Origin of the sequence: Natronomonas sp., from assembly GCF_046483325.1 — an archaeon.
GTDB lineage: Archaea > Halobacteriota > Halobacteria > Halobacteriales > Haloarculaceae > Natronomonas.
The window spans coordinates 96,927-115,712 of sequence record NZ_JAWODL010000043.1; the positions used below are offsets into that span (position 1 = coordinate 96,927).

An 18,786-nucleotide genomic window follows, 5' to 3' on the forward strand; every position below is an offset into this window, starting at 1 on the left:
ATCAACCCGTTCTCGCGGCCGATGATAGAGCTAGAACTCAGCAACGTCGCACAGCGGATCGTCTCACAGCTGGCGACGGTCGAAGCGGACGAGGAAGTACTGGTGCTCGCGGACGCCGAGAAGGACTCCGTCGCACGCTCGTTTGCCACCGCCGCTCGTGCGATCGGAGCTGACGCCCATCTCCTATTCATGCCGAAGACCGACTCACACGGCAACGAGCCGACGGAGACCGCAACCGAGGCGATGAAGGCCGCCGACGTGGTGTTCACCGTCACGACCCACTCGATCACCCACACGCGCTCTCGGCTCGCGGCGGCAGAGGCGGGGGCCCGAATCGTCATCGTCCGCGGCGTCACGGAGGACCTGATGCTCGACGGCGGGATCAACACCGACTACGAGTGGCTCGCGGAGACGACGGGAGCCGTCCGCGACGTGCTCGACGCCGCCGAATCCGCCCACGTCGAGAGCCCGACGGGAACCGACGTGACGATGGATCTGACCGGTCGTCCGGCGTTCTCGCTCGACGGCTTCTTCCACGATTACGGATTCTCCGCGCTCCCGCCGGGAGAAGCGCCGACCTCGCCGCTCGAAGGAAGCGCGGAGGGAACGGTCGTCATCGATTACTCGATGGACAGCATCGGCGTTCTCGACGGGCCGATCGAGTTGACGTTCGAACACGGCGTCGTCCAGTCGATCAGCGGTGGGGCAGAGGCTGCGAACCTCCGAGAACGACTCGACGGCGTCGAAAACGCCGGGAACATGGCCGAGTTCGCCATCGGAACGAATCCCGATGCACGACTCGTCGGGAATCTCGCGGAGGACAAAAAGCGCCTCGGCACGGTCCACTTCGCGGTCGGAGACAACGAGAGCCTCGGCGGGACGGTTCAATCCGACATCCACCTCGACGGCGTCGTCCTCGATCCGACCGTCACGCTCGACGGCGAGACGATAATCGACGCCGGATCGGTCGATCTCGAATCGATCCACGAACTCGCTACGGAGCTCCGGTAACCCGTTCGGAATTCAGTACGAACGGGGCATCCCGAGCACCGTTTCTCCGAGGTAGTTCAGGATTAGTTGCTGGGTGATCGGAACCAGTCGCGTCAGCCGCGCCTCGCGCAGATATCGCTCGACGTCGTACTCGGTCGCGATGCCGAACCCGCCGTGGGTCTGGACTGCGGCGTCGGCCGCCTTGAATGCGGCTTCCGAGGCGAGGTACTTCGCCATGTTAGCGCGAGCACCGACTTCCTGGCTCTCGGCGTCCTCGGCGGCCTCCGCGCCGTCGAATGTCATCTGCTTTGCCGCTTGGACGCGGGCGTACGCTTCGGCGAGGGGATGTTGGATGGCCTGGTTCGCGCCGATCGGATTGCCGAACACCTCGCGCTCGTTGGCGTACTCGACGCCGCGTTCGATCGCCGCTTCGCCCAGGCCGACACACTCGGCCGCGATGACGAGACGCTCCTCGTTGAGTCCGTCGAGCACCTGATAGAATCCGTTACCCTCCTCGCCGATGAGGTTCCCCTCCGGAATCCGGAGATCTTTGAACCACATCTCATAGGAGTGTACACAGCCGCTGGCGGTCTTGGGAATCGCCGACGTTTCGAGACCCCCCTGGTCGAAGGCATCCTCCTTGTCGACGAGGAACATCGAGATACCGCGGGTCCGCTTTTCGACGTCGGATTTCGGCGTCGTACGGGCGACGACGACGATGTAGTCGGTCGCATCGACGCGGGAGGTCCAGATCTTCTGGCCGTTGATAACGTATTCGTCGCCGTCTTTCTCGGCGAACGTTTCGATCGACGTCGAATCGGATCCCGCGTTCGGCTCCGTGAGCGCAAATGACTGGATCGACACCTCGCCGCGGGCGACCTTCGGGAGCAGTTCGGATTTCATCTCCTCGCTGCCGTAGTTGACTATCGGGGGCGTGTTGTATATCCCCCCGTGGATCGCCTGGGCGGCGCTGAATCCACCGCCCGAGGCCGCGATCTCGTCCATCATGACGACGACCTCCTTCGTGGTCATGGCCGCGCCATCGTACTCCTCGGGGACGAGCGCACCCATCCACCCCTCCTCGGAGAGGACATCGACGAACTCCTGTGGATACTCGCCTTCGATATCCTTCTCGCGCCAGTACTCCGAGCCGAAGTCGTCGCAGATCTGCCGGATACTCCGCTGGACGAGTCGCTGCTCCTCGGATAACCGTACCGTATCAGTATCGACGGACACCATCAGTTCGTTGGTTGGGGAGGCGACGGGATAAAGCTATAGGGGCGCCCCTGGCCGTCTCCATCGAGGACCGCGGAGCTACCACGTATCTAGTGCATTATTTTATATATCAAATCGTCCAAGGGTGTGATAGAGGAACACATGAGTGTACCGATGGCAAATCCGATCGGAGACGGTGACCGACGCAATCGCACGAACGACGCGGCGACGGGGGAGGTCTGATGTTCGAGGGGATCGACCATATCGGCGCACCGACGTGGAACGCGGACGCCGCCGCGGCGTTCTACGAGGCCGCAGGGATACCGGTGGCGTTCGAACAGACCATCGACGAGTACGGGATTCACGCCGTGTTCATCGGCTTCGACGGCGTGTATCTCGAGTTTCTCGAACCGACCGGCGACGGCCCGTCGAAGGAGTTCCTCGAACGCCACGGTAACGGCTATCAGCACATTGCGTATCGCGTCTCCGACATCGATTCAGCCGTCGCGAGCCTGCGGGCGGACGGAATCACCTTCCAGAGCGACGAACCGATCGACGGCATCGGGAACGCTCGCGTCATTTTTGTCGAAGAGCGGCACACGGCCGGCCTCCAGGTCGAACTCGTCGAGCGAAACGGTATGCCGGCCGAGTGAGCGGCCCGTACGATTACGCCTCGTCGTCGGGGACCGCTTCGAGATCGCCTGCCGTGATGATATCGTCTATCCGGAGGATGAGCGTGGCGGCTTCGATCGCCGAATTGATCGCCTGCCGCTTGACCGAGAGCGCATCTACGATACCCTCGTCACCGGTATCGACGATTCGACCGTTCGTGGCGTCCCAGCCGGCCCACGCCGATCCTCGGTCGTGTTCGACTCGAAGCGAGGCGACGATGTCGATCGTGTTTCCGCCCGCGTTTTTTACGATCGTTCTCGGCAATATTTCGACCGCGTCGGCTGCCGCCTCGATGGCGAGTTGCGCTCGACCATCCGCCTCGGCAACCCCCGCACGGAGCGCCCGCGCCAGTTCGATCTCCGTCGCCCCGGCCCCGGGAACGACGGCACCGTCCACGACCGTCCGTTCGATCGACCGAAGCGCATCGTCGACACCCCGTTCGAGTTCCTCCGCTAAGATCCCTGTCGGGGCCCGCAAGAAGAGGGTCATCGCGTCGCCGTTCTCGCCGGTGACGTACAGCCGCTCACCGTCGGTGGCGCGTTCGATCGACCCGCGCCCGATGTCCGTCTCGCGAATGTCGTCGAGGTGCGTCAACACCGATCCACCCAACACGTGGCGGAGGAATCGGAGATCCGACGGGTCGATCCGTCGAAGTGCGAGGATGCCGGCCTCGGCAAGGCGGTCCTGCGATCCGTCGTCGATCCCCTTTTCACAGAACACGCAGTTGACCCCGGCGTCGATGATCCGAGCGACCTTGTCGTCTCTGTGTTCGTCTTCCATCGCGTGGACGGCGTCAAGATCGCCCGGTGTTTCGACCTGGAACGACGTGTATCGCCGATCACCGGGGATGTCCGGTTCGAGCGTTGCCTCACCCTTCATCAAGAGAACGCGAGCCTCGGAGAGTTCCGCCGGCATGCCGGAGTGAAGCAGTTCACGGTCGTATATTCCTCCATCGAAAAGCTCCGATTCCGCGACCGATGGCCCGACTTCGAGTTCGGTGTCGATCCGGTCGAGGTAGACCCGACCGTCGGTTGCCGTCCGCTGAACTGCCGATACGAGCAATCGGGCCAGCCGTTCGCGGTCATCGTCGCCCAGACTCCCCGTCAGCGCCGTTTCAGCGACTGCTTGGAGCGTCTGTGTGTCATCTGGATCAACCCCGCGGCCGAGTTCCTCGAGTCGATCGACCGCGAGTGCCCGCGCACGTTCGTATCCCTCGATCACGGACCGGGGGTGGAGCCCTCGCTCGATGAGTTCGTCGGCGTTATCGAGGAGCACACCCCCAAGAACGATCGCGGTCGTCGTCCCATCACCGACCGCCTCCGCTTGCGCTTGAGCGATGTCGATCAGGAGCCGACCGGCCGGGTTGCTGACCTCCATCGAATTCAGAATCGTTTCCCCGTCGTTTGTCACGACGATCTCGCCGGTACTGTCGGAGAGCATCTTGTCGAGTCCGCCCGGACCGAGCGTCGTCCCGACCGCCAGCGTGATCGCGCGGGCAGCCATGACGTTGTACTGCCGGGCGCTCCGGTCCGAGAGACTGGATGAGTCGCCGCTTGCTATATGAAGACGGCGATCCCCAGCACGATTGGGAGTCATTATCAACACGTGAGCGTGCGGCTGTATAAACATGATGGGAACGATCGATCGCCCACCGACGGGGCGATCGAGAACCGATCCCGGTCAGTTGGCGGCGGCAGCGGCGCGCTGTCGGGATTTCAACAGAACCAGAGTCAAAATCCCCACGACCACGACGATCGCGAACAGCGTCATCACGACGTTGATCCCGTACAGTGCGATGGTGATTCCGATCGAATCGTAGTAGGCCAACACCAGACTCGAGAGCGTCTCGAAGCCCGCACCGCCGAGTATCAGCGCCCGCGGCGCCTCGTTGAACGACAGCAGGAACGAGACGAGGAACGCCGAGATGACGCCGTCGGCGACGAGGGGGAGTTCGACGTCCCGGAACGCCCTAAATCCGGTCGCACCGAGGTCTTGGGCCGCCGCAAGGAGCGACTTCGGGAGCCCGGCCATCGTCGCCAGCACCATCAAGAACGCGTAGGGGAACACGTACGTCAGGTGGGCGCCGACGAGGGTCCAAAAGCCCAGGCCGATTCCGAGTTCGCGCGCCGTCGCCGCGACGGCCACCGCGTGCGTATCGGCGGGAATGAAAAGCGGCAGCGACATGAAGAGTATGTACGCGTTCTTGTTCTTCACCTGTCGGTAGTAGCGTGCGGCAGCGGTCGAGAGGACCGTCGCGAGGATCGCCACGGTGAACCCGAGAATGAACGAGTTGGTGATTCCGTTGATGTACTGTTCCCGAAAGAGGATCTGGAAGTCGGCGACGAACGCGATCGGCAGGATCATCGCGACCGGAGCCAACACCAACACGAAAATCAAGAGCAGGTACAGATACAGCAGGCGGTGTCTGAACCGCTGGGCTGCGCCGGGACCGGAGAACACGTCGTTCAGCCGTCCGAACGCCGAGGAGCTCATTGTTGCACCTCGAACAGTTCGGAGAGATCGACGAACCGCGTGACGGCGATGAGCGCGAGGACGTAAACGCCGATCGAGATGACGTTCGCCGCGGCAGCGAGCGGGACGTTGAGCTGGCTGAACGACCGCTGAGTCATGAGTCCGATCGAGATCGCATCGGCACCGCCGAGCACGAGCGGGAAGATCGACTCGCCCATCGACGCGGCGATGACGAAGAGCACTCCGACGGACAGACCGGCGAGGGAGAGGGGGACGACGATAGTCCGGATCACGGTCAGCGGCCGTGCACCGAGGTCGGACGCGGCGTGCAGTAACTCCTCGTCGATCATCTGCATCGCCAACCAGCCGGTGAAGATAACGAACGGCATGAACGCCGCCAGCGCGCCGATGACGAGCGACGTGTTGGAGAACAGAAGAAACCCGAGCGGCTCGTCGATGAGACCCAGCGTTATGAGCGTCGAGTTGACCACACCGTTTCGGCCCAGGATCGGGATCCACATGATGTTCCTGACGAAGATGCTCACGAAAAACGGGATCGCGAAGATGCTCAGGATGATCATCCGGTGGAAATCCGACGCGACGAACGTGACGAGATACGCGATCGGGAACGCCATCACCAGCGCGATGACGCCGACGAGGATGCCGATCTGGAACGATTGGACGAGCTGTGCGCCCTGCACGGAAAAGAGCGTCCGATACGCATCGAGCGAGAGCGCCGGCTCCATCCACAACCCGGATCGGGTCCAGAAGCTGAAGACGACGATCGCGAGGATCGGAACGTAGAACAGAAGCGAAATCGCGACCACGGGGGCCCGGTAGGCGGCGAACCCGGCGAGTTCTCTGAGTCGTGTCTCGTTCATGTGTCTCTCCCCCTAGCTTGCGACGTGGGTACCATGTACACACGTTTTCCGGGGTTGGCATATATACTTGTCGTCCGAGGCGGGAACTCGATGAGGGCTGCGGGACGCGACGATCAGACGAGCGTCCGATCCGCGAGCGCCGACAGATCGGACAGGTCCGACAGTCCGTAGCAATCCTCGAACACGGACTCGATCGCCCCGCGAGTCAGATACGGGTCGGCCTGGGCGCTCGCTTTTTGCTCGAGCCGTTCGTCCGACATCGGGCGCTCGGCGTGACCGATCGGATAGTCGGTTCGAACGCCGTAAGTCTCGCCGCTCGCGGTTACGTGGGCCGTCGACGGGATCGACCCGGCGTTTTCTGCTCGGAACTCGTTCAGTTCGTCGTCGGCCTCGACCGAGACCGTCGCCATGAGTTCGTGAACGCGCTCGTCGGCCAGGCAGTCGGGGGCAAACTCGCGGGGAGAGACGTCGCCGAAGACGATGGCGGCGGCGATGGCGTACGGGATGCTGTGGTCGGCAGTCTCGCGGTTGAGTTTCTCGGTATCCCACTTTTCGGGGCTCGCGAGTACCTGTACCGCCTGATCGAACGTCCGGATCTCGATGTCCGTGATCGTCTCCGGGTCGATGTCGTGTTCTTCGACGATCTCCTGAACACCCGTAATCGGCGATTGCATGAAGTACCCACAGGCGAACGGTTTGATGTTCGTCCGGGTGACCCGATAGTCAGCCCCGTCGCGGCCGCCGAGTTCGTCGATCTCGACCGGACCGCCCGCGACGGTATCGAAGAACCCGCCCTCGCCCTCGAAGACGGCCGGTGGTCCAGTCAATCCGGCCCGGGCCATCTGACACGCCTGAATCGCGCTGTGACAGACGTAGGGATGAGCGACACCCTTCCACATAGAGACCTCGCCGAGTCGCGACGGAAGCAGGCCGTTCGTCGAGGTTCCCGCGACTCCGATCGCGCTGACGAGTTCGGACTCGGAGAGCCCCATGAGTTTCCCCGCCGCCGCCGCCGTCGAGTACAACCCCCAGGTGACGTAGTCGAAGCCGTTGTTCCAGACGACGCCGGTGTCGACGCCGCGACACTGGATCTCGTAGGCGAGGACGATCGCCTCGATGAGTTCCTCACCGGTCGAACCCTCGGCCTCTGCGACCGCCAACAGGGGTGGGATGTGGTCGCTCGGATGACAAACGGAGGTGCTGCTGATGTAACAATCGTTGTAATCGAGATACCGGACCAGCAGGCCGTTTATCAAGGCGGCGTACTCGACCGGTACCGTCGAGCCGTCACACAGGACGGTCGCGCCGGCCTCGTCCGGAGCCGGCGATCGGTCCCCGTAGACTTCCCGGAGGATCTTGCTCGGCTCCGACGTGTACGCGCCGATACAGCAGCCGAGCGAATCCAACACGAGTCGCTCGGTCATTTCGATCACGTCCGGCGGCAGGTCGTCGTAGTCGATCTCGTTCGCGTACTCGGCGAGAAGCGTGCTCGAAAGCTCCATACACGACAGTCAGTTGAGACCTATTTAAACATACCCCAGCGTACCGCCTAGACAGACGTCGACCACTCTGTGTCGTCGACAAAAGCAGGCGAATCCGCAACGATGAGCGGTCGAATTTATCCGGCAAGCGATCGCAGATACTCCAGACTTTCCTCGGCGACGAGTGCGGGGTCGAGCGGTTCGGAGACCTCATCGAAGATGCACTCGTGGATCTCGAGGGAGAGATACCCGTCGTATCCGATCTCCGAGAGCGTCTCCAAGATCGGCCCGTACTCGAGCGTGCCGTCCGCGGCGCCACGTCCGGTATCCCCGTCGCTGTGGACGTGTGCCAGATACGGCTCGGCCTCACGAAGACAGTCGGAGGGGGACCGGTTCTCGCGGGCGAGGTGAAACCCATCGAGCGCGACGCCGACCTTGGGGTGCTCGACGCGTTCGACGAACTCGACCGCCGCCGCCGTGTTCGTGATGAAGTTCGAATAGCCCGGCGATATCGGTTCCATGCAGAGGACGACGTCGGTCGATTCGAGCAGTTCCAAAAGCGCCGGATCGCGGAACGAGTCGAGCGTGTTCTCGTAGATCCGATCGTGGGAAACGCCGTCGGGAACGTTGCGTTGAACGGGGGAGCCATAGAGTACGAGGCCGCCGCCGATGGCTGCGCAGAACTCGACCACGTCCCGGAGATACGCGACGGTTCGCTCGCGCACGTCCGGGTCGAGATGGCCGATGTGGTACTCCGTATCCGACGCCGAGAACACTCTGGGGACGCCGATAACGTCGAGTCCAGCCGACTCGACCCCCTCACGTATCGCCGCGAGCTCGTCGTCTGCCGCCGAATCGACTGCATCGACGACCGACCACGGTGTTATTTCCACACCATCGTAGCCGAGATCAGCGAAGAGTTCGATCGCGGTATCGAACGGCTGATCGGCGAAGTGCTCGTGGCAGATACCGTACTTCATTCCGACGCGTAGATCCGGCAGTCGTCCTCGGCCCAGCTGACGACGACGTCCTCGTCGATGTCGTAGAGGCTCGCATCCTCGGTGACGACCTCGAGTTTGAGTCCGGACTCCGTCTCGACTCGGACCTTGGAGTTGTTGCCGCGATACTCCACGCGGTCGACCGTGCCGTCGAACTCGTTTCGGTGGTTGCCGCCCTCGTTGAGTCGCAGCCGCTCGGATTTGATCGCCATCCGCACGGATTGGCTATCGTTGACCTCGTCGATTTGCTGTCCCCAGATGTCGTGCTCGCCGGAGTTCACTTTCGCTTGGTGCCCGTCGACCGCAGTGACCGTTCCGTCGAAGATGTTCGAATCGCCGATGAAGCTCGCGACGAAGAGCGTCTGTGGGTCCTGATACAGCTCCCTCGGCGTTCCGACCTGCTCGACGTGCGCATCGTTCATCACCGCAACACGGTCGGAGATCGACAGCGCGACGTTCTGGTCGTGAGTGACGTAGACCATCGTCTGTCCGAGCCGACGCTGCAGTTCGTAGAGTTCGTTCTGAAGGACGACACGGAGCTGTTGGTCCAGTGAGGCGAGCGGCTCGTCAAGCAGGAGAATCGTCGGTTGGACGGCGAGCGATCGGGCGAGTGCAACGCGCTGTTGTTCGCCGCCCGAGAGCTGGCTGATCTTTCGGTCCGCGTATCCGTCGAGACTGACGAGCGAGAGGTTCTCGGAGATCCGTTCGTTGCGTACGTCCTTGGCAACTTCCTGCCGTTTCATCCCGTAGTCGATGTTCTCGCGAACGGTCATGTGTGGAAACAGCGCGAGATCCTGAAACACCATCGAGGTATCGCGTTGGTAGGGCTTCGACTCCGTGATGTCCTCGCCGTCGATCACGATCTGACCCTTCTGTGGAACCTCGAGGCCGCCGATACAGCGGAGAAGCGTCGACTTACCGGATCCGCTGGGACCGACGATAGAGAACAGTTCGCCGTCCTCGATGGTCAAAGATACGTCGGCGCAGCCGATAACGTCCCCGTAGCGCTTCGTAAGATCCACAATCTCTAGCATTGTAATCGAGATGAACACATTGGTATATAATTGTATCGTCTACGACGGGACGGGGATTCGACCCCGCCATCCCGTCGCTGGATATCGGTCACGGGACGAACGGTAGACGGGAGTTCGAGGAGGTAGAACACGGACCCAAAGGACTCGAACGGGATGGGTGCGACCGGGAGAGCGAACCGATCACGCGAACCGCCCGCCGTCGACCACCAGGATGTGGCCCGTGACGAAATCGCTCCGATCGCTCGCGAGAAACAGGGCCGCGTCACCGACGTCCTGTGGCTTGCCGAACCGCGGCCACGGCGTCTCCTGCTCCCATCGTCGAACCTGTTCGTCGTCGGTGGCTCGCCAGTGAGCGTTCTGGGCCGTCTCGATGACGCCCGGCGCGATGGCGTTGACATTGATTTCGTCCGCGGCGTAATCGACCGCCAGTTGACGGGTCAGATTGGTAATACCACCCTTCGACGCGCAGTAGGCCGCGCTGTTGTTACTCCCTTTCAATCCCGAGACCGACGAGAGGTTGACGATCTTCCCGTTGTCGCTCTCGCGGAGGTGCGGGATCGCTTCCCGACAGCACAGAAAGGTTCCGCGGAGGTTCACGTCGAGCATCGTATCCCACGCCTCGATCGGCGTTTCGTGAGCCATGTACTGGCTAAACACGCCCGCGTTGTTCACGAGAATATCCAGACCGCCGAACGTCTCGACGGTTTCGGAGATCGCCTCCTCGACGGCGTCCGGATCGCTCACGTCCGTTTCGACGAACAGGTGATCGACGCCGGCCTCGTCGAGCGCGTCGAACACCGAACGCTCGTCGTCGAGTTTGGGTTCTCGGCGGACATCGGCAACGACCACCGCCGCACCGCTTCGACCAAGCGTCGCCGTAATCGCGTTTCCGATTCCGGAACTCCCCCCGGTAACGAACGCGACGCGACCGTCGAGGTTCATAGACGATCGACCGCGTCGAACCGAGGTGCTATCCGACACGTCGTACAGAAAAATCGTGCCATAGTGGGACTTACGCGCTCAGGAACCGGTTCCACTCGTCCAAGTAGAGATCGAGTTCCGTCGGATTCGGGTTGTTCCACGCCATGACGTCGCCGTTGGCGTCGTAGCGCTCTTGGCGCGCCTCCATCGAATCGAGGTTGTCCTGGACGCGCTCTTCGTCCCAGTTGTCCTCCATGTATTCGACGACGGTATCGCGGTCGCAACCGGATTCGTAGCCCCGGGTGTCGTGGAGGCGAGCACCGACTTCGGGAGTAAGCGCCCATTCACAGAGCTGGTAGAACTGCTCTTGGCGGCCACGGTCGGTGGCTCCCTGTGTCATGAACCAGTGGTCGTTCCATTCCCAGTTCCCCTCACGGAGGGGCGGGTAGCCGATGTTCCCGCCCTGATTGCGAGCCTGGATGACCGAGGGTTCGTAGGCGTAGGTGGCGACGATTTCACCGCTAACGAGCTGTTCGACGATGTTGCCGAACGACGACCAGATCGTCTGGAACTGTCCGGCCTCTTTTTTATCGATGAGGAAATCGATCACCGCCTCGAGTTCCTCGGGGCGCAGATCGGAGTACGGCGTCGGATCGGACGTGTATCCCTCGATGTCCGCCATGTTGTTCTGGTCGAGGTACATCGCCGTGTGGTGGGGTGTGTTCGCGTAGTCGTCGAGGACCGCGGTTCGGCCCTCCCATTCCTCGTCGTAGACGACGCCCCAGCTGTCGACGTCCTCGACTTCGTCGAGGTTATGGGCGACCGAATCGCAGTTCTGGCTGCTCGGCGAGCCGACGAGTTCGCCGTCGCTTTCGAGCGTGTCCCGATATACGCCGCCCTCGGTGTACTCCTCGCGGGCGTTGTCCCAGTTGTCGATCTCGTCCGAGTCGATCGGGACGATGATGTCCTCGCCGTACATGAGATCCTCCATCCCGCCACCGTTCGCCCAGACTCCGTCGAATTCGCCCTGTCCGTCGCCGGCAACGAAGAGCTGTATCAGTTCCGTCGGCTGCGCGGAGATATTTCGATGGGAAAGCTCTACATCGTACTCGTCCATGTAGCTCTGTCCGATCGGTTCCTCGTCGGGGAAGCCGATGACGGGTGCGGCGAGGCTGAGTTCGGGTCGGTCGCCGTCGCCGTTTCCATCGCCGTTGCCGTTCCCGTTGCCGTTCCCGTTGCCGCCACCGTTGCCACCGTTCCCGTTACCGTCCGGGTTCGCCGGATCACCGGTACAGCCGGCGAGCATCGCCGCGAGTCCACCGGCGGCGCCGTATTTCATCATCTGCCGACGGCTCATGTACTCCGAATATCGCCGAATCTTGTCGCTTTGTTTCATGCTACCACAATCCAACATGGGTGTAGTAGTATAAAATGATTTCGTGTAGCTTTTCGGAATCGGAGTGCCACAAACGCCCGCTCGGCACCACGAAAAGCACAACCTATAGGTTAGATGGCTGTTATTAATTGTCATGGACACAGTATCCACGGACGATCTCGAAGAGCGGGAGGTCGTCTCCGGCGTCCACAATACGGCGGTGCTGACGGGAGAACAGACCAACCTACTCCGGTTTAGAATCGAACCGAACGGCCACGTACCGGAGCACAGCCATCCACACGAACAGATCGGCTACATAGTCAGCGGCGAGGCGACGTTCACTGCCGACGGTGAGACCCGGATCCTGAAAGCGGGAGACGCCTACCGGCTTCCGGGGGACGAACCGCATCAGCTAGAAAATCGCGGTGACGACGTCGTGATCGGTATCGACGTGTTTAGTCCCCCGCGCGGCGCGGCGCCCTTCGCGGAGGACGAGCAATGAGAGCCATGGTTATCCCGGAGTTCGGCGACCCGGACGTGCTCGAGGAACGCGACCTCCCCGTCCCCGAACCGGGGCCGGGGGAGCTCAGGGTTCGAGTCCACGCCACATCGGTCAATCCGCTGGATTGTCGCGTCAGGCGCGAGGGCGATTCGATGGGGATCGCGACGCCGATCGTGGTCGGCTACGATGCGTCCGGCGTGGTCGATGCGGTCGGCCCGGGCGTCGACTCGTTCGAGATCGATGACGAAGTGTTCTACACGCCGGAGCTGTTCGTTCAGGGGTGTTACGCGGAGTACAACGTCGTGTCGGCGGAGATCGTCGCCGACAAGCCGCCCGAACTGTCACACGGGGAGGCCGCCGCGATGCCCGTCGTCGCCGCGACTGCGTGGGCCGCGCTGATAAAGCGCGGTGGACTCGAACTCGGGGACCGAGTGCTCGTACACGGCGCGGGCGGCGTCGGCCAGCAAGTCGTCCAAGTCGCGGCGGCCGCAGGTGCGGAGGTGTACGCGACGGCGAGTCCCGAGACGCTCGAACAGGCCGAAGCGCTCGGGGCCGAACGAGCGATCGACTATCGCTCGGATTCATTCGTCGACGTGATCGATGCGGAGACCGGTGACGGTGTCGACCTCGTTGTCGACACAGTCGGCGCCGGAACGCTGGAGGAGTCACTGCCCGTCATTCGCCCGGGTGGTCGAATGGTCGACATCGTCGGCGATCCCGGAAACATCGGTCCGCAAGCGAAACTGAACAACGTCGGCGTCGAGTTCATGGCACTCGAACGGACCACCGAAACGATAACCGCAGTCAGGCGGCTGATCGAGCGCGGCGAAATCGTCCCGGTGATCGACTCGGAATACTCGCTTTCGGAAGTCGCGAAGGCACACGAACAACTTGAGGCCGGCGGTGTCACCGGCAAAATAGTGTTGACCGTCGAGTAGGGTCGACGCTCAGGACTCGCGTCTCTCCAGCGACGAGAACGCTTCGTCGAGATCGTGAGGGACGTGGCCGCCGGACCGATCCGATCGATCGAGATACGACCGCAACGCCGGTCGATATGAAGGGTGAGCGCAGTTCTCGATGAGTTCGTCGGCCCGCTCGCGCGGCGAGAGACCCCGAAGATCGGCGACGCCCTGTTCGGTGATGACGACCGATACGTCGTGTTCCGTGTGATCGACGTGGGGGACCATCGGAACAATTCGCGGGATCTCTCCGCCGGAGGCGACCGAGGAAAGCGCGGTGATACTTATCAGCGCGTTTCGGTTGAAGTCGCCGCCACCGCCGATGCCGTTCTGCAGGTGTTTTCCACCGATATGCGTCGAGTTGACGTTTCCGTAGAGGTCGATTTCGAGGGCGCTGTTGACAGCGATCACCCCGAAACGATCGATGAGCGCGGGGTTGTTCGAGACGTCGGCGTTGCGAACGACGATGTTGTCAGCATAATCGTCGGGATTCTCGAACAACCGTTCGAGGTGCGATTTCGACAGCGCGAGCGAGGCGGCGCTGGCACTTTCGAGTTTACCGGCACCGAGCATGTCGAGAAGTCCGTCCTGAATCACCTCACCGAAGTAGATGAGATCTCGATCGCCAACGTCGAGATCTTCAAACCCGCCCATGAGGGCGTTACCGAGGCTTCCGACGCCGAACTGGAGACAGAGACGTTCGTCGAGATACGGGTTTCGCTCCAGTTCGCCCTCGACGAACCCGATCAGCTTCGCCGCGATGGATTCGTCGTCCGGAGTCGTCTCGCGAAACGTGTACGGCGTGTCGGGGCGAGCGGTCCGGACGGCGGCGACGAGTTTCTTCGAATCGAACGAAACCGTCGGTGAACCGATCCGTTCAGCCGGATGCCGAAGCTGTATCGGCTCACGGTGCGGTGGCGGATCTGGGACGTACACGTCGTGAAAATGCTGCAACGATAGCGGCTGTACCTCGTTGAGTTCGACGATGATCCGATCTGCGGCGGCGACGTACGCGGGCGTGTGGCCGATCGAGGTCGACGGTATGAGCCAGTCGGGGCCAGCAGCGATCGCTTCGACGATCGCAACGTCCGGGGTTCCGAACTCCCCAACCCGGACCCGATCCCCGAAACTCGCGATGTGGGCGTCCGCAAACGCCATCTCCCCGCCGTTGATTCGCGTTCGCGTGCCGGAACGGGCCTGATACGGGAACCGTCGGGCGATCGCGTCCGCGTCCGCGAGCGTCTCGTCGATCTCCTCGCCGACGCTGCCGCCGCTGATGACCGTCAACGAGAGATCGCGGTCGGATTCGGCCAGCGCCAGTGGAACCGACTTCGGATAGCCGACGCTACCAAAGCCGCTTACGACGACGATACCGTCATCAGGGACGTGTTCGGACGCGGTTTCTGCGGAAACGATCGGAAGATCGCCGTGTTCTCGCTCCGCAACTGCGGTCATGGCTCCAGGTCCTCGGGCTGCGTCCCGACCCCCGCCGGCCATCCGGGCGGCCTCGCGGCCGAAACGTCCGTCTCGGCTCGCTTGAGCATCATGTTGGTCCGCTTCAAAGACAGCACTTTTGTGCCCTCTTGATTGTACGCGGTGAGGCCAGTAGTGACGATGCCGACGTGATCGCGGGAGCCGCTCTCGCGCTTTTCGAGCACCTCGCTCTCGGCGAAGATCGTGTCGCCGTGATACACCGGCGCGTGATGGCGAACGTCGTCGTAGCCGAGGTTCGCCGTCGCGTTCTGCGAGATATCGATGACGCTCATCCCGACCGCCAACGCGATGACAACGAGTCCGTTGACGAGTCGCTCGCCGAACTCCGTCTCCGCCGCGTACGGCTCGTTGAAATGCATCGGATTGAGGTTCATCGTCAGGTTAGTCAACCAAACGTCGTCCGTCTCGGTCATCGTCCGACCGTACGGGTGTTTGTACACGTCCCCGACCTCGAAGTCCTCGTAGAACCGTCCTTGCCACCCGCCGACTAACCGCCGTTCAGTACGTGTGCTACTCATATCGGTGCCCGAACTGGGGATGAGAGCGTGTATAAATCTTTGGCCGAGTCGCTCGGTCGCAGATTGTTCGGTAAGGGCGAACTTTAAATATCGATGGGATGTTATCGGCGAGCATGGACGCAAACGAGGAACCGAGTACCAAGCAGGTGAAATCCGCACGGACCGTATTCTCCGTGATCGAAGCCGTTTACCAACTCGACGGTGGCGGTGTCTCCGAAATCGCCACCCGTCTCGGGATGGCCAAGAGTTCGATACACGCTCACCTGAACACCCTCGAAAGCTGTGAGTATCTCGTCCGTGAGGGCGATCAATACCACGTCAGTCTCAAGTTTCTCGAGTTGGGCGAGTTCGCCAAATCCAGGAAGACGGAGTACAAGATCAGCCAGCGAAAGGTCCGCGAACTCGCCGAGGAGACCGAGGAGCGCTCGCAGTTCATCGTCGAGGAGCACGGACGGGGCGTGTACGTCCATCGAGAGGTCGGCGAGCGCGGCGTTCACACCGACCCGGGAATCGGAAAGCGGATTCCGCTTCACTCGACGGCGGCCGGGAAGGCGATTTTGGCGGAGCTTCCGACCGACCGCGTCGAGTCGGTTCTCGACACGTGGGGGTTAGAGTCCGTGACGGACAACAGTATCACGGACGCCGAATCGTTGTACGACGAACTCGACGGGATTCGCGAGCGCGGGTACGCGTTCAATCTGGAGGAGAACGTCCCCGGACTCAATGCGGTCGGAGTTGCGGTTACGGGCTCCGACGGTCGGGTCTGTGGGGCGTTGAGCGTCTCGGGGCCGAGCCACAGACTCGAGGGATCGCTTCTGTACGAGGAGATTCCGAACCTGCTGCTCGGAACGGCGAACGAGTTGGAACTCAATTTGATGTACTCGTAGTCCGTACTCGCAGATCAGGCACGTCACAGCCGCCCGTGCCGAGGGGCGTCATAACGGTGGCGTTGATACCGTTCGCTATGATCGAATATATCGCGGACACCCGAACGGATGAGCGAGAGTGGAAAGCGATACGTCACAAAATAGCCGGACATAATATGATGATCAATTACTACCAACGGTACATAAAAACAAGATAAGATATAAAAGGGACATTCTATGCAACTATCGAATGATTCAGCCGGCTGATACGGACCGGGAGGGACTGCAAACCAAGCCAGCTGTTCGCTAAGAGCGAACACAAGTCGGACTTGGTCGATCGGCGTGACGGTATAGTTCCATAACACAATTAATATCGTTATTTGACCGTCTTCGGAGGGCCGACTTATTCGTAAGTTCAAAGAACATAACAACAAAAAATAATAAAAATGGAACAAACATAAGTGAGATAGCGGCAGTAACAGATATGTCCGGATGTACTCGAATTCCCGGACGCGATCGGCGGCTGCCTTTCGAAACCGAACTAAACACAGAGAAACATCGCAGCGACCCGTTGAAGCCGGTTCGAGCCCTATCTAACTCGAGACCAATTGCGCTAACGAAAGCGGTTAGTATAAGAAGCCGAGCGGCTACTTATATACGTTTCCCGCGAGAACGATCAGGCAAAATCGGTATGACGACCCCGGCAGTGGAAATGACAAATATATTTTGTATTTCGGAAATAAGTTATCTTTGTTATTTACGGGATGGAATAAACTCAACGCGTCGATCGGCGATACGATCCGTATCCTGACGCTATCATCTCCGACCCGCGCCGAATCTACTCCGTTGTCGTCTCCTCGACTTCGACGTCCCCGTTGTGGATCGCGATCCCGTCCTGTGCCACCTTCTCGGCGAGCACCGCGCATTTGATCCGCATCGGGCTGAGTTCGACGCCGAGCATGTCGACGATGTCGTCTCGGTCCATCGCTTCGACCTCGTCGAGGGACCGTCCCCGAAGTTCCCCCGAGAGCATGCTCGCGGAGGCCTGACTGATCGCACAGCCGTCACCGACGAAGCTCACGTGCTCGATCGCGTCGTCGTCGTCCAACTGGATGAACATCTTGATCGTGTCGCCGCACATCGGGTTCTCCCCGACGTGTTCGATATCCGCGTCCTCTAGTTCCCCGTAGTTTCGGGGGTTCTTGTAGTGGTCGAGGATCTGCTGTCGGTACATATCCGATCCGAGTCCCATTGTTATCGATACGGAGGGGAGTGAGACGCAAAAGCCCACCGATCGCGTGGACGAGGGGATCAGGCGAACAGCTGTCTGGCGTCGTCGACCGCCGAGACGAGTTTGTCGACCTCGGCTTCGGTGTTGTAGACGTAAAACGACGCCCGGGCGGAAGCCGCGGTCCCGAGCACATCGTGCAGCGGTTGCGTGCAGTGATCGCCGGCGCGGATCGCCACGGCGCTGTCGTTGAGGATGCTCGAGAGGTCGTGCGCGTGGACGGTCTCGAGGTTGAACGCGACGAGACCGCCGCGATCGTCGCCCGGCGGACCGTACACGTCCACGTCGTCGTACGCCGTCAGCTGGTCGTAGGCGTAGGCGGCGAGTTCGCTCTCGTGGCGCTCGATTCGGTCCATCCCGATGTCATCGAGGTAGTCGCAGGCCTCCGCGAGCGCGATTCCCTGGCAGATAAGCGGCGTCCCGGCCTCGTACTTCCACGGGAGTTCGTTCCACGTCGAATCCTCAAACGTGACTTTGAGGATCATTTCGCCGCCGTAGAGGTACGGCTCCATCCCCTCCAGGATGTGCCGTTTCCCGTAGAGGACGCCGATACCCGTCGGGCCGGCCATTTTGTGTCCCGAAAAGGCGAGGAAGTCGGCGTCGATCCCCTCGACGTCGACGGGCCGGTTCGGAACCGACTGTGCTCCGTCGACGAAAATGTATGCGTCGTGATCGTGCGCGAGGTCGGCCAACTCGGAGACGGGATTGATCGTCCCGAGCGTGTTCGAGACGTGGACGACCGAGACCATCTTCGTGTCGTCGGTGATCAGTTCCGCAGCGGCGTCCATGTCGAGTCGCCCCTCCTCGGTGATCGGGACGTACTTGCAGGTCGCGCCGGTCCGTTTCGCGATCTGTTGCCACGTGACGAGCGAGGCGTGGTGTTCCATCTCCGTCGTCACAACCTCGTCGCCGGGACCGAGTTCGTTCAACCCCCACGCGTAGGCGACGAGATTTATCGACTCCGTCGTGTTCTTCGTAAAGACGATCTCCTCGCGACCGCCGGAAGCGCCGATGAACTCGGCGACGCGGTCGTGAGCGTCCTCGTAGGCGACCGACGCCTCCTGGCTGAGCTGGTGGATGCCGCGGTGGACGTTGGCGTTGTAGTTGTGGTAGTAGTCGG

18 protein-coding genes are annotated in these 18,786 nt (G+C 61.6%); 5 read left to right on the forward strand and 13 right to left on the reverse strand.

Annotated elements, in window-relative coordinates; genetic code table 11:
* Window positions 1–21: 21 nt before the first annotated feature.
* Window positions 22–1,011, forward strand: a complete 990-nt coding sequence (locus tag R6U53_RS13420) for an aminopeptidase (protein ID WP_410322880.1) — start codon at window positions 22–24, stop codon at window positions 1,009–1,011.
* A 12-nt stretch (window positions 1,012–1,023) separates the two neighbouring features.
* On the opposite strand, the gene R6U53_RS13425 is transcribed toward R6U53_RS13420, so the two are convergent.
* A complete protein-coding gene (locus R6U53_RS13425; RefSeq protein ID WP_410322881.1) occupies window positions 1,024–2,229 on the reverse strand; it encodes an acyl-CoA dehydrogenase family protein in 1,206 nt (401 codons plus the stop codon).
* 218 nt (window positions 2,230–2,447) lie between these two features.
* On the opposite strand from R6U53_RS13425, the gene R6U53_RS13430 reads away from it, so the two are divergent.
* Window positions 2,448–2,858: a VOC family protein gene (locus R6U53_RS13430; protein WP_410322882.1), complete on the forward strand. Its 411-nt coding sequence runs from the start codon at window positions 2,448–2,450 to the stop codon at window positions 2,856–2,858.
* Window positions 2,859–2,871: 13 nt separating this feature from the next.
* On the opposite strand, the gene thsB is transcribed toward R6U53_RS13430, so the two are convergent.
* The 8 genes from thsB to R6U53_RS13470 form a co-directional block, all read right to left on the reverse strand.
* Window positions 2,872–4,473 (reverse strand): thermosome subunit beta, encoded by a 1,602-nt coding sequence (gene thsB, locus R6U53_RS13435; RefSeq protein ID WP_410322883.1) that lies wholly within the window; start codon window positions 4,471–4,473, stop codon window positions 2,872–2,874.
* An 84-nt stretch (window positions 4,474–4,557) separates the two neighbouring features.
* Window positions 4,558–5,370, reverse strand: a complete 813-nt coding sequence (locus R6U53_RS13440; RefSeq protein ID WP_410322884.1) for an ABC transporter permease — start codon at window positions 5,368–5,370, stop codon at window positions 4,558–4,560.
* Window positions 5,367–6,230 (reverse strand): ABC transporter permease, encoded by an 864-nt coding sequence (locus R6U53_RS13445; RefSeq protein WP_410322885.1) that lies wholly within the window; start codon window positions 6,228–6,230, stop codon window positions 5,367–5,369. The genes R6U53_RS13440 and R6U53_RS13445 overlap by 4 nt, the downstream gene beginning before the upstream one ends.
* A 113-nt stretch (window positions 6,231–6,343) precedes the next feature.
* A complete protein-coding gene (locus R6U53_RS13450) occupies window positions 6,344–7,732 on the reverse strand; it encodes an MmgE/PrpD family protein (RefSeq protein ID WP_410322886.1) in 1,389 nt (462 codons plus the stop codon).
* 116 nt (window positions 7,733–7,848) lie between these two features.
* Window positions 7,849–8,691: a sugar phosphate isomerase/epimerase family protein gene (locus R6U53_RS13455; protein ID WP_410322887.1), complete on the reverse strand. Its 843-nt coding sequence runs from the start codon at window positions 8,689–8,691 to the stop codon at window positions 7,849–7,851.
* Window positions 8,688–9,743 carry an ABC transporter ATP-binding protein gene (locus R6U53_RS13460; RefSeq protein ID WP_410322888.1) on the reverse strand — a complete coding sequence of 352 codons (1,056 nt, stop codon included), beginning with the start codon at window positions 9,741–9,743 and terminating at the stop codon, window positions 8,688–8,690. The genes R6U53_RS13455 and R6U53_RS13460 overlap by 4 nt, the downstream gene beginning before the upstream one ends.
* 180 nt (window positions 9,744–9,923) lie before the next feature.
* Entirely contained in the window at window positions 9,924–10,685 is a 762-nt protein-coding gene (locus R6U53_RS13465) for an SDR family NAD(P)-dependent oxidoreductase (protein ID WP_410322889.1), read from the reverse strand.
* Between the two features lie 70 nt (window positions 10,686–10,755).
* A complete protein-coding gene (locus R6U53_RS13470) occupies window positions 10,756–12,060 on the reverse strand; it encodes a PotD/PotF family extracellular solute-binding protein (protein WP_410322890.1) in 1,305 nt (434 codons plus the stop codon).
* Window positions 12,061–12,193: 133 nt separating this feature from the next.
* Between R6U53_RS13470 and R6U53_RS13475 the strand changes: the two genes are divergently transcribed.
* On the forward strand, window positions 12,194–12,541 hold the full coding sequence (locus R6U53_RS13475) for a cupin domain-containing protein (protein WP_410322891.1): 348 nt from the start codon (window positions 12,194–12,196) through the stop codon (window positions 12,539–12,541).
* Window positions 12,538–13,479: a zinc-binding dehydrogenase gene (locus R6U53_RS13480; protein WP_410322892.1), complete on the forward strand. Its 942-nt coding sequence runs from the start codon at window positions 12,538–12,540 to the stop codon at window positions 13,477–13,479. The genes R6U53_RS13475 and R6U53_RS13480 overlap by 4 nt, the downstream gene beginning before the upstream one ends.
* A 9-nt stretch (window positions 13,480–13,488) precedes the next feature.
* Here the strand turns inward: R6U53_RS13480 and R6U53_RS13485 are convergent, their stop codons facing one another.
* Together R6U53_RS13485 and R6U53_RS13490 are read right to left on the reverse strand one after the other, a co-directional pair.
* Complete coding sequence (locus R6U53_RS13485) at window positions 13,489–14,955, reverse strand: acetyl-CoA hydrolase/transferase C-terminal domain-containing protein (RefSeq protein ID WP_410322893.1); 1,467 nt, start codon at window positions 14,953–14,955, stop codon at window positions 13,489–13,491.
* Entirely contained in the window at window positions 14,952–15,512 is a 561-nt protein-coding gene (locus R6U53_RS13490) for a MaoC family dehydratase (protein WP_410322894.1), read from the reverse strand. The genes R6U53_RS13485 and R6U53_RS13490 overlap by 4 nt, the downstream gene beginning before the upstream one ends.
* A gap of 113 nt (window positions 15,513–15,625) precedes the next feature.
* Between R6U53_RS13490 and R6U53_RS13495 the strand changes: the two genes are divergently transcribed.
* Window positions 15,626–16,399 (forward strand): IclR family transcriptional regulator, encoded by a 774-nt coding sequence (locus R6U53_RS13495; protein WP_410322895.1) that lies wholly within the window; start codon window positions 15,626–15,628, stop codon window positions 16,397–16,399.
* 817 nt (window positions 16,400–17,216) lie between these two features.
* Here R6U53_RS13495 and sufU read toward each other — a convergent pair.
* Both sufU and R6U53_RS13505 read right to left on the reverse strand, forming a co-directional pair.
* A complete protein-coding gene (sufU, locus tag R6U53_RS13500; protein WP_410322896.1) occupies window positions 17,217–17,630 on the reverse strand; it encodes a Fe-S cluster assembly sulfur transfer protein SufU in 414 nt (137 codons plus the stop codon).
* Window positions 17,631–17,689: 59 nt separating this feature from the next.
* On the reverse strand, window positions 17,690–18,786 hold a 1,097-nt coding region (locus R6U53_RS13505; protein WP_410322897.1), incomplete at its 5' end, for an aminotransferase class V-fold PLP-dependent enzyme.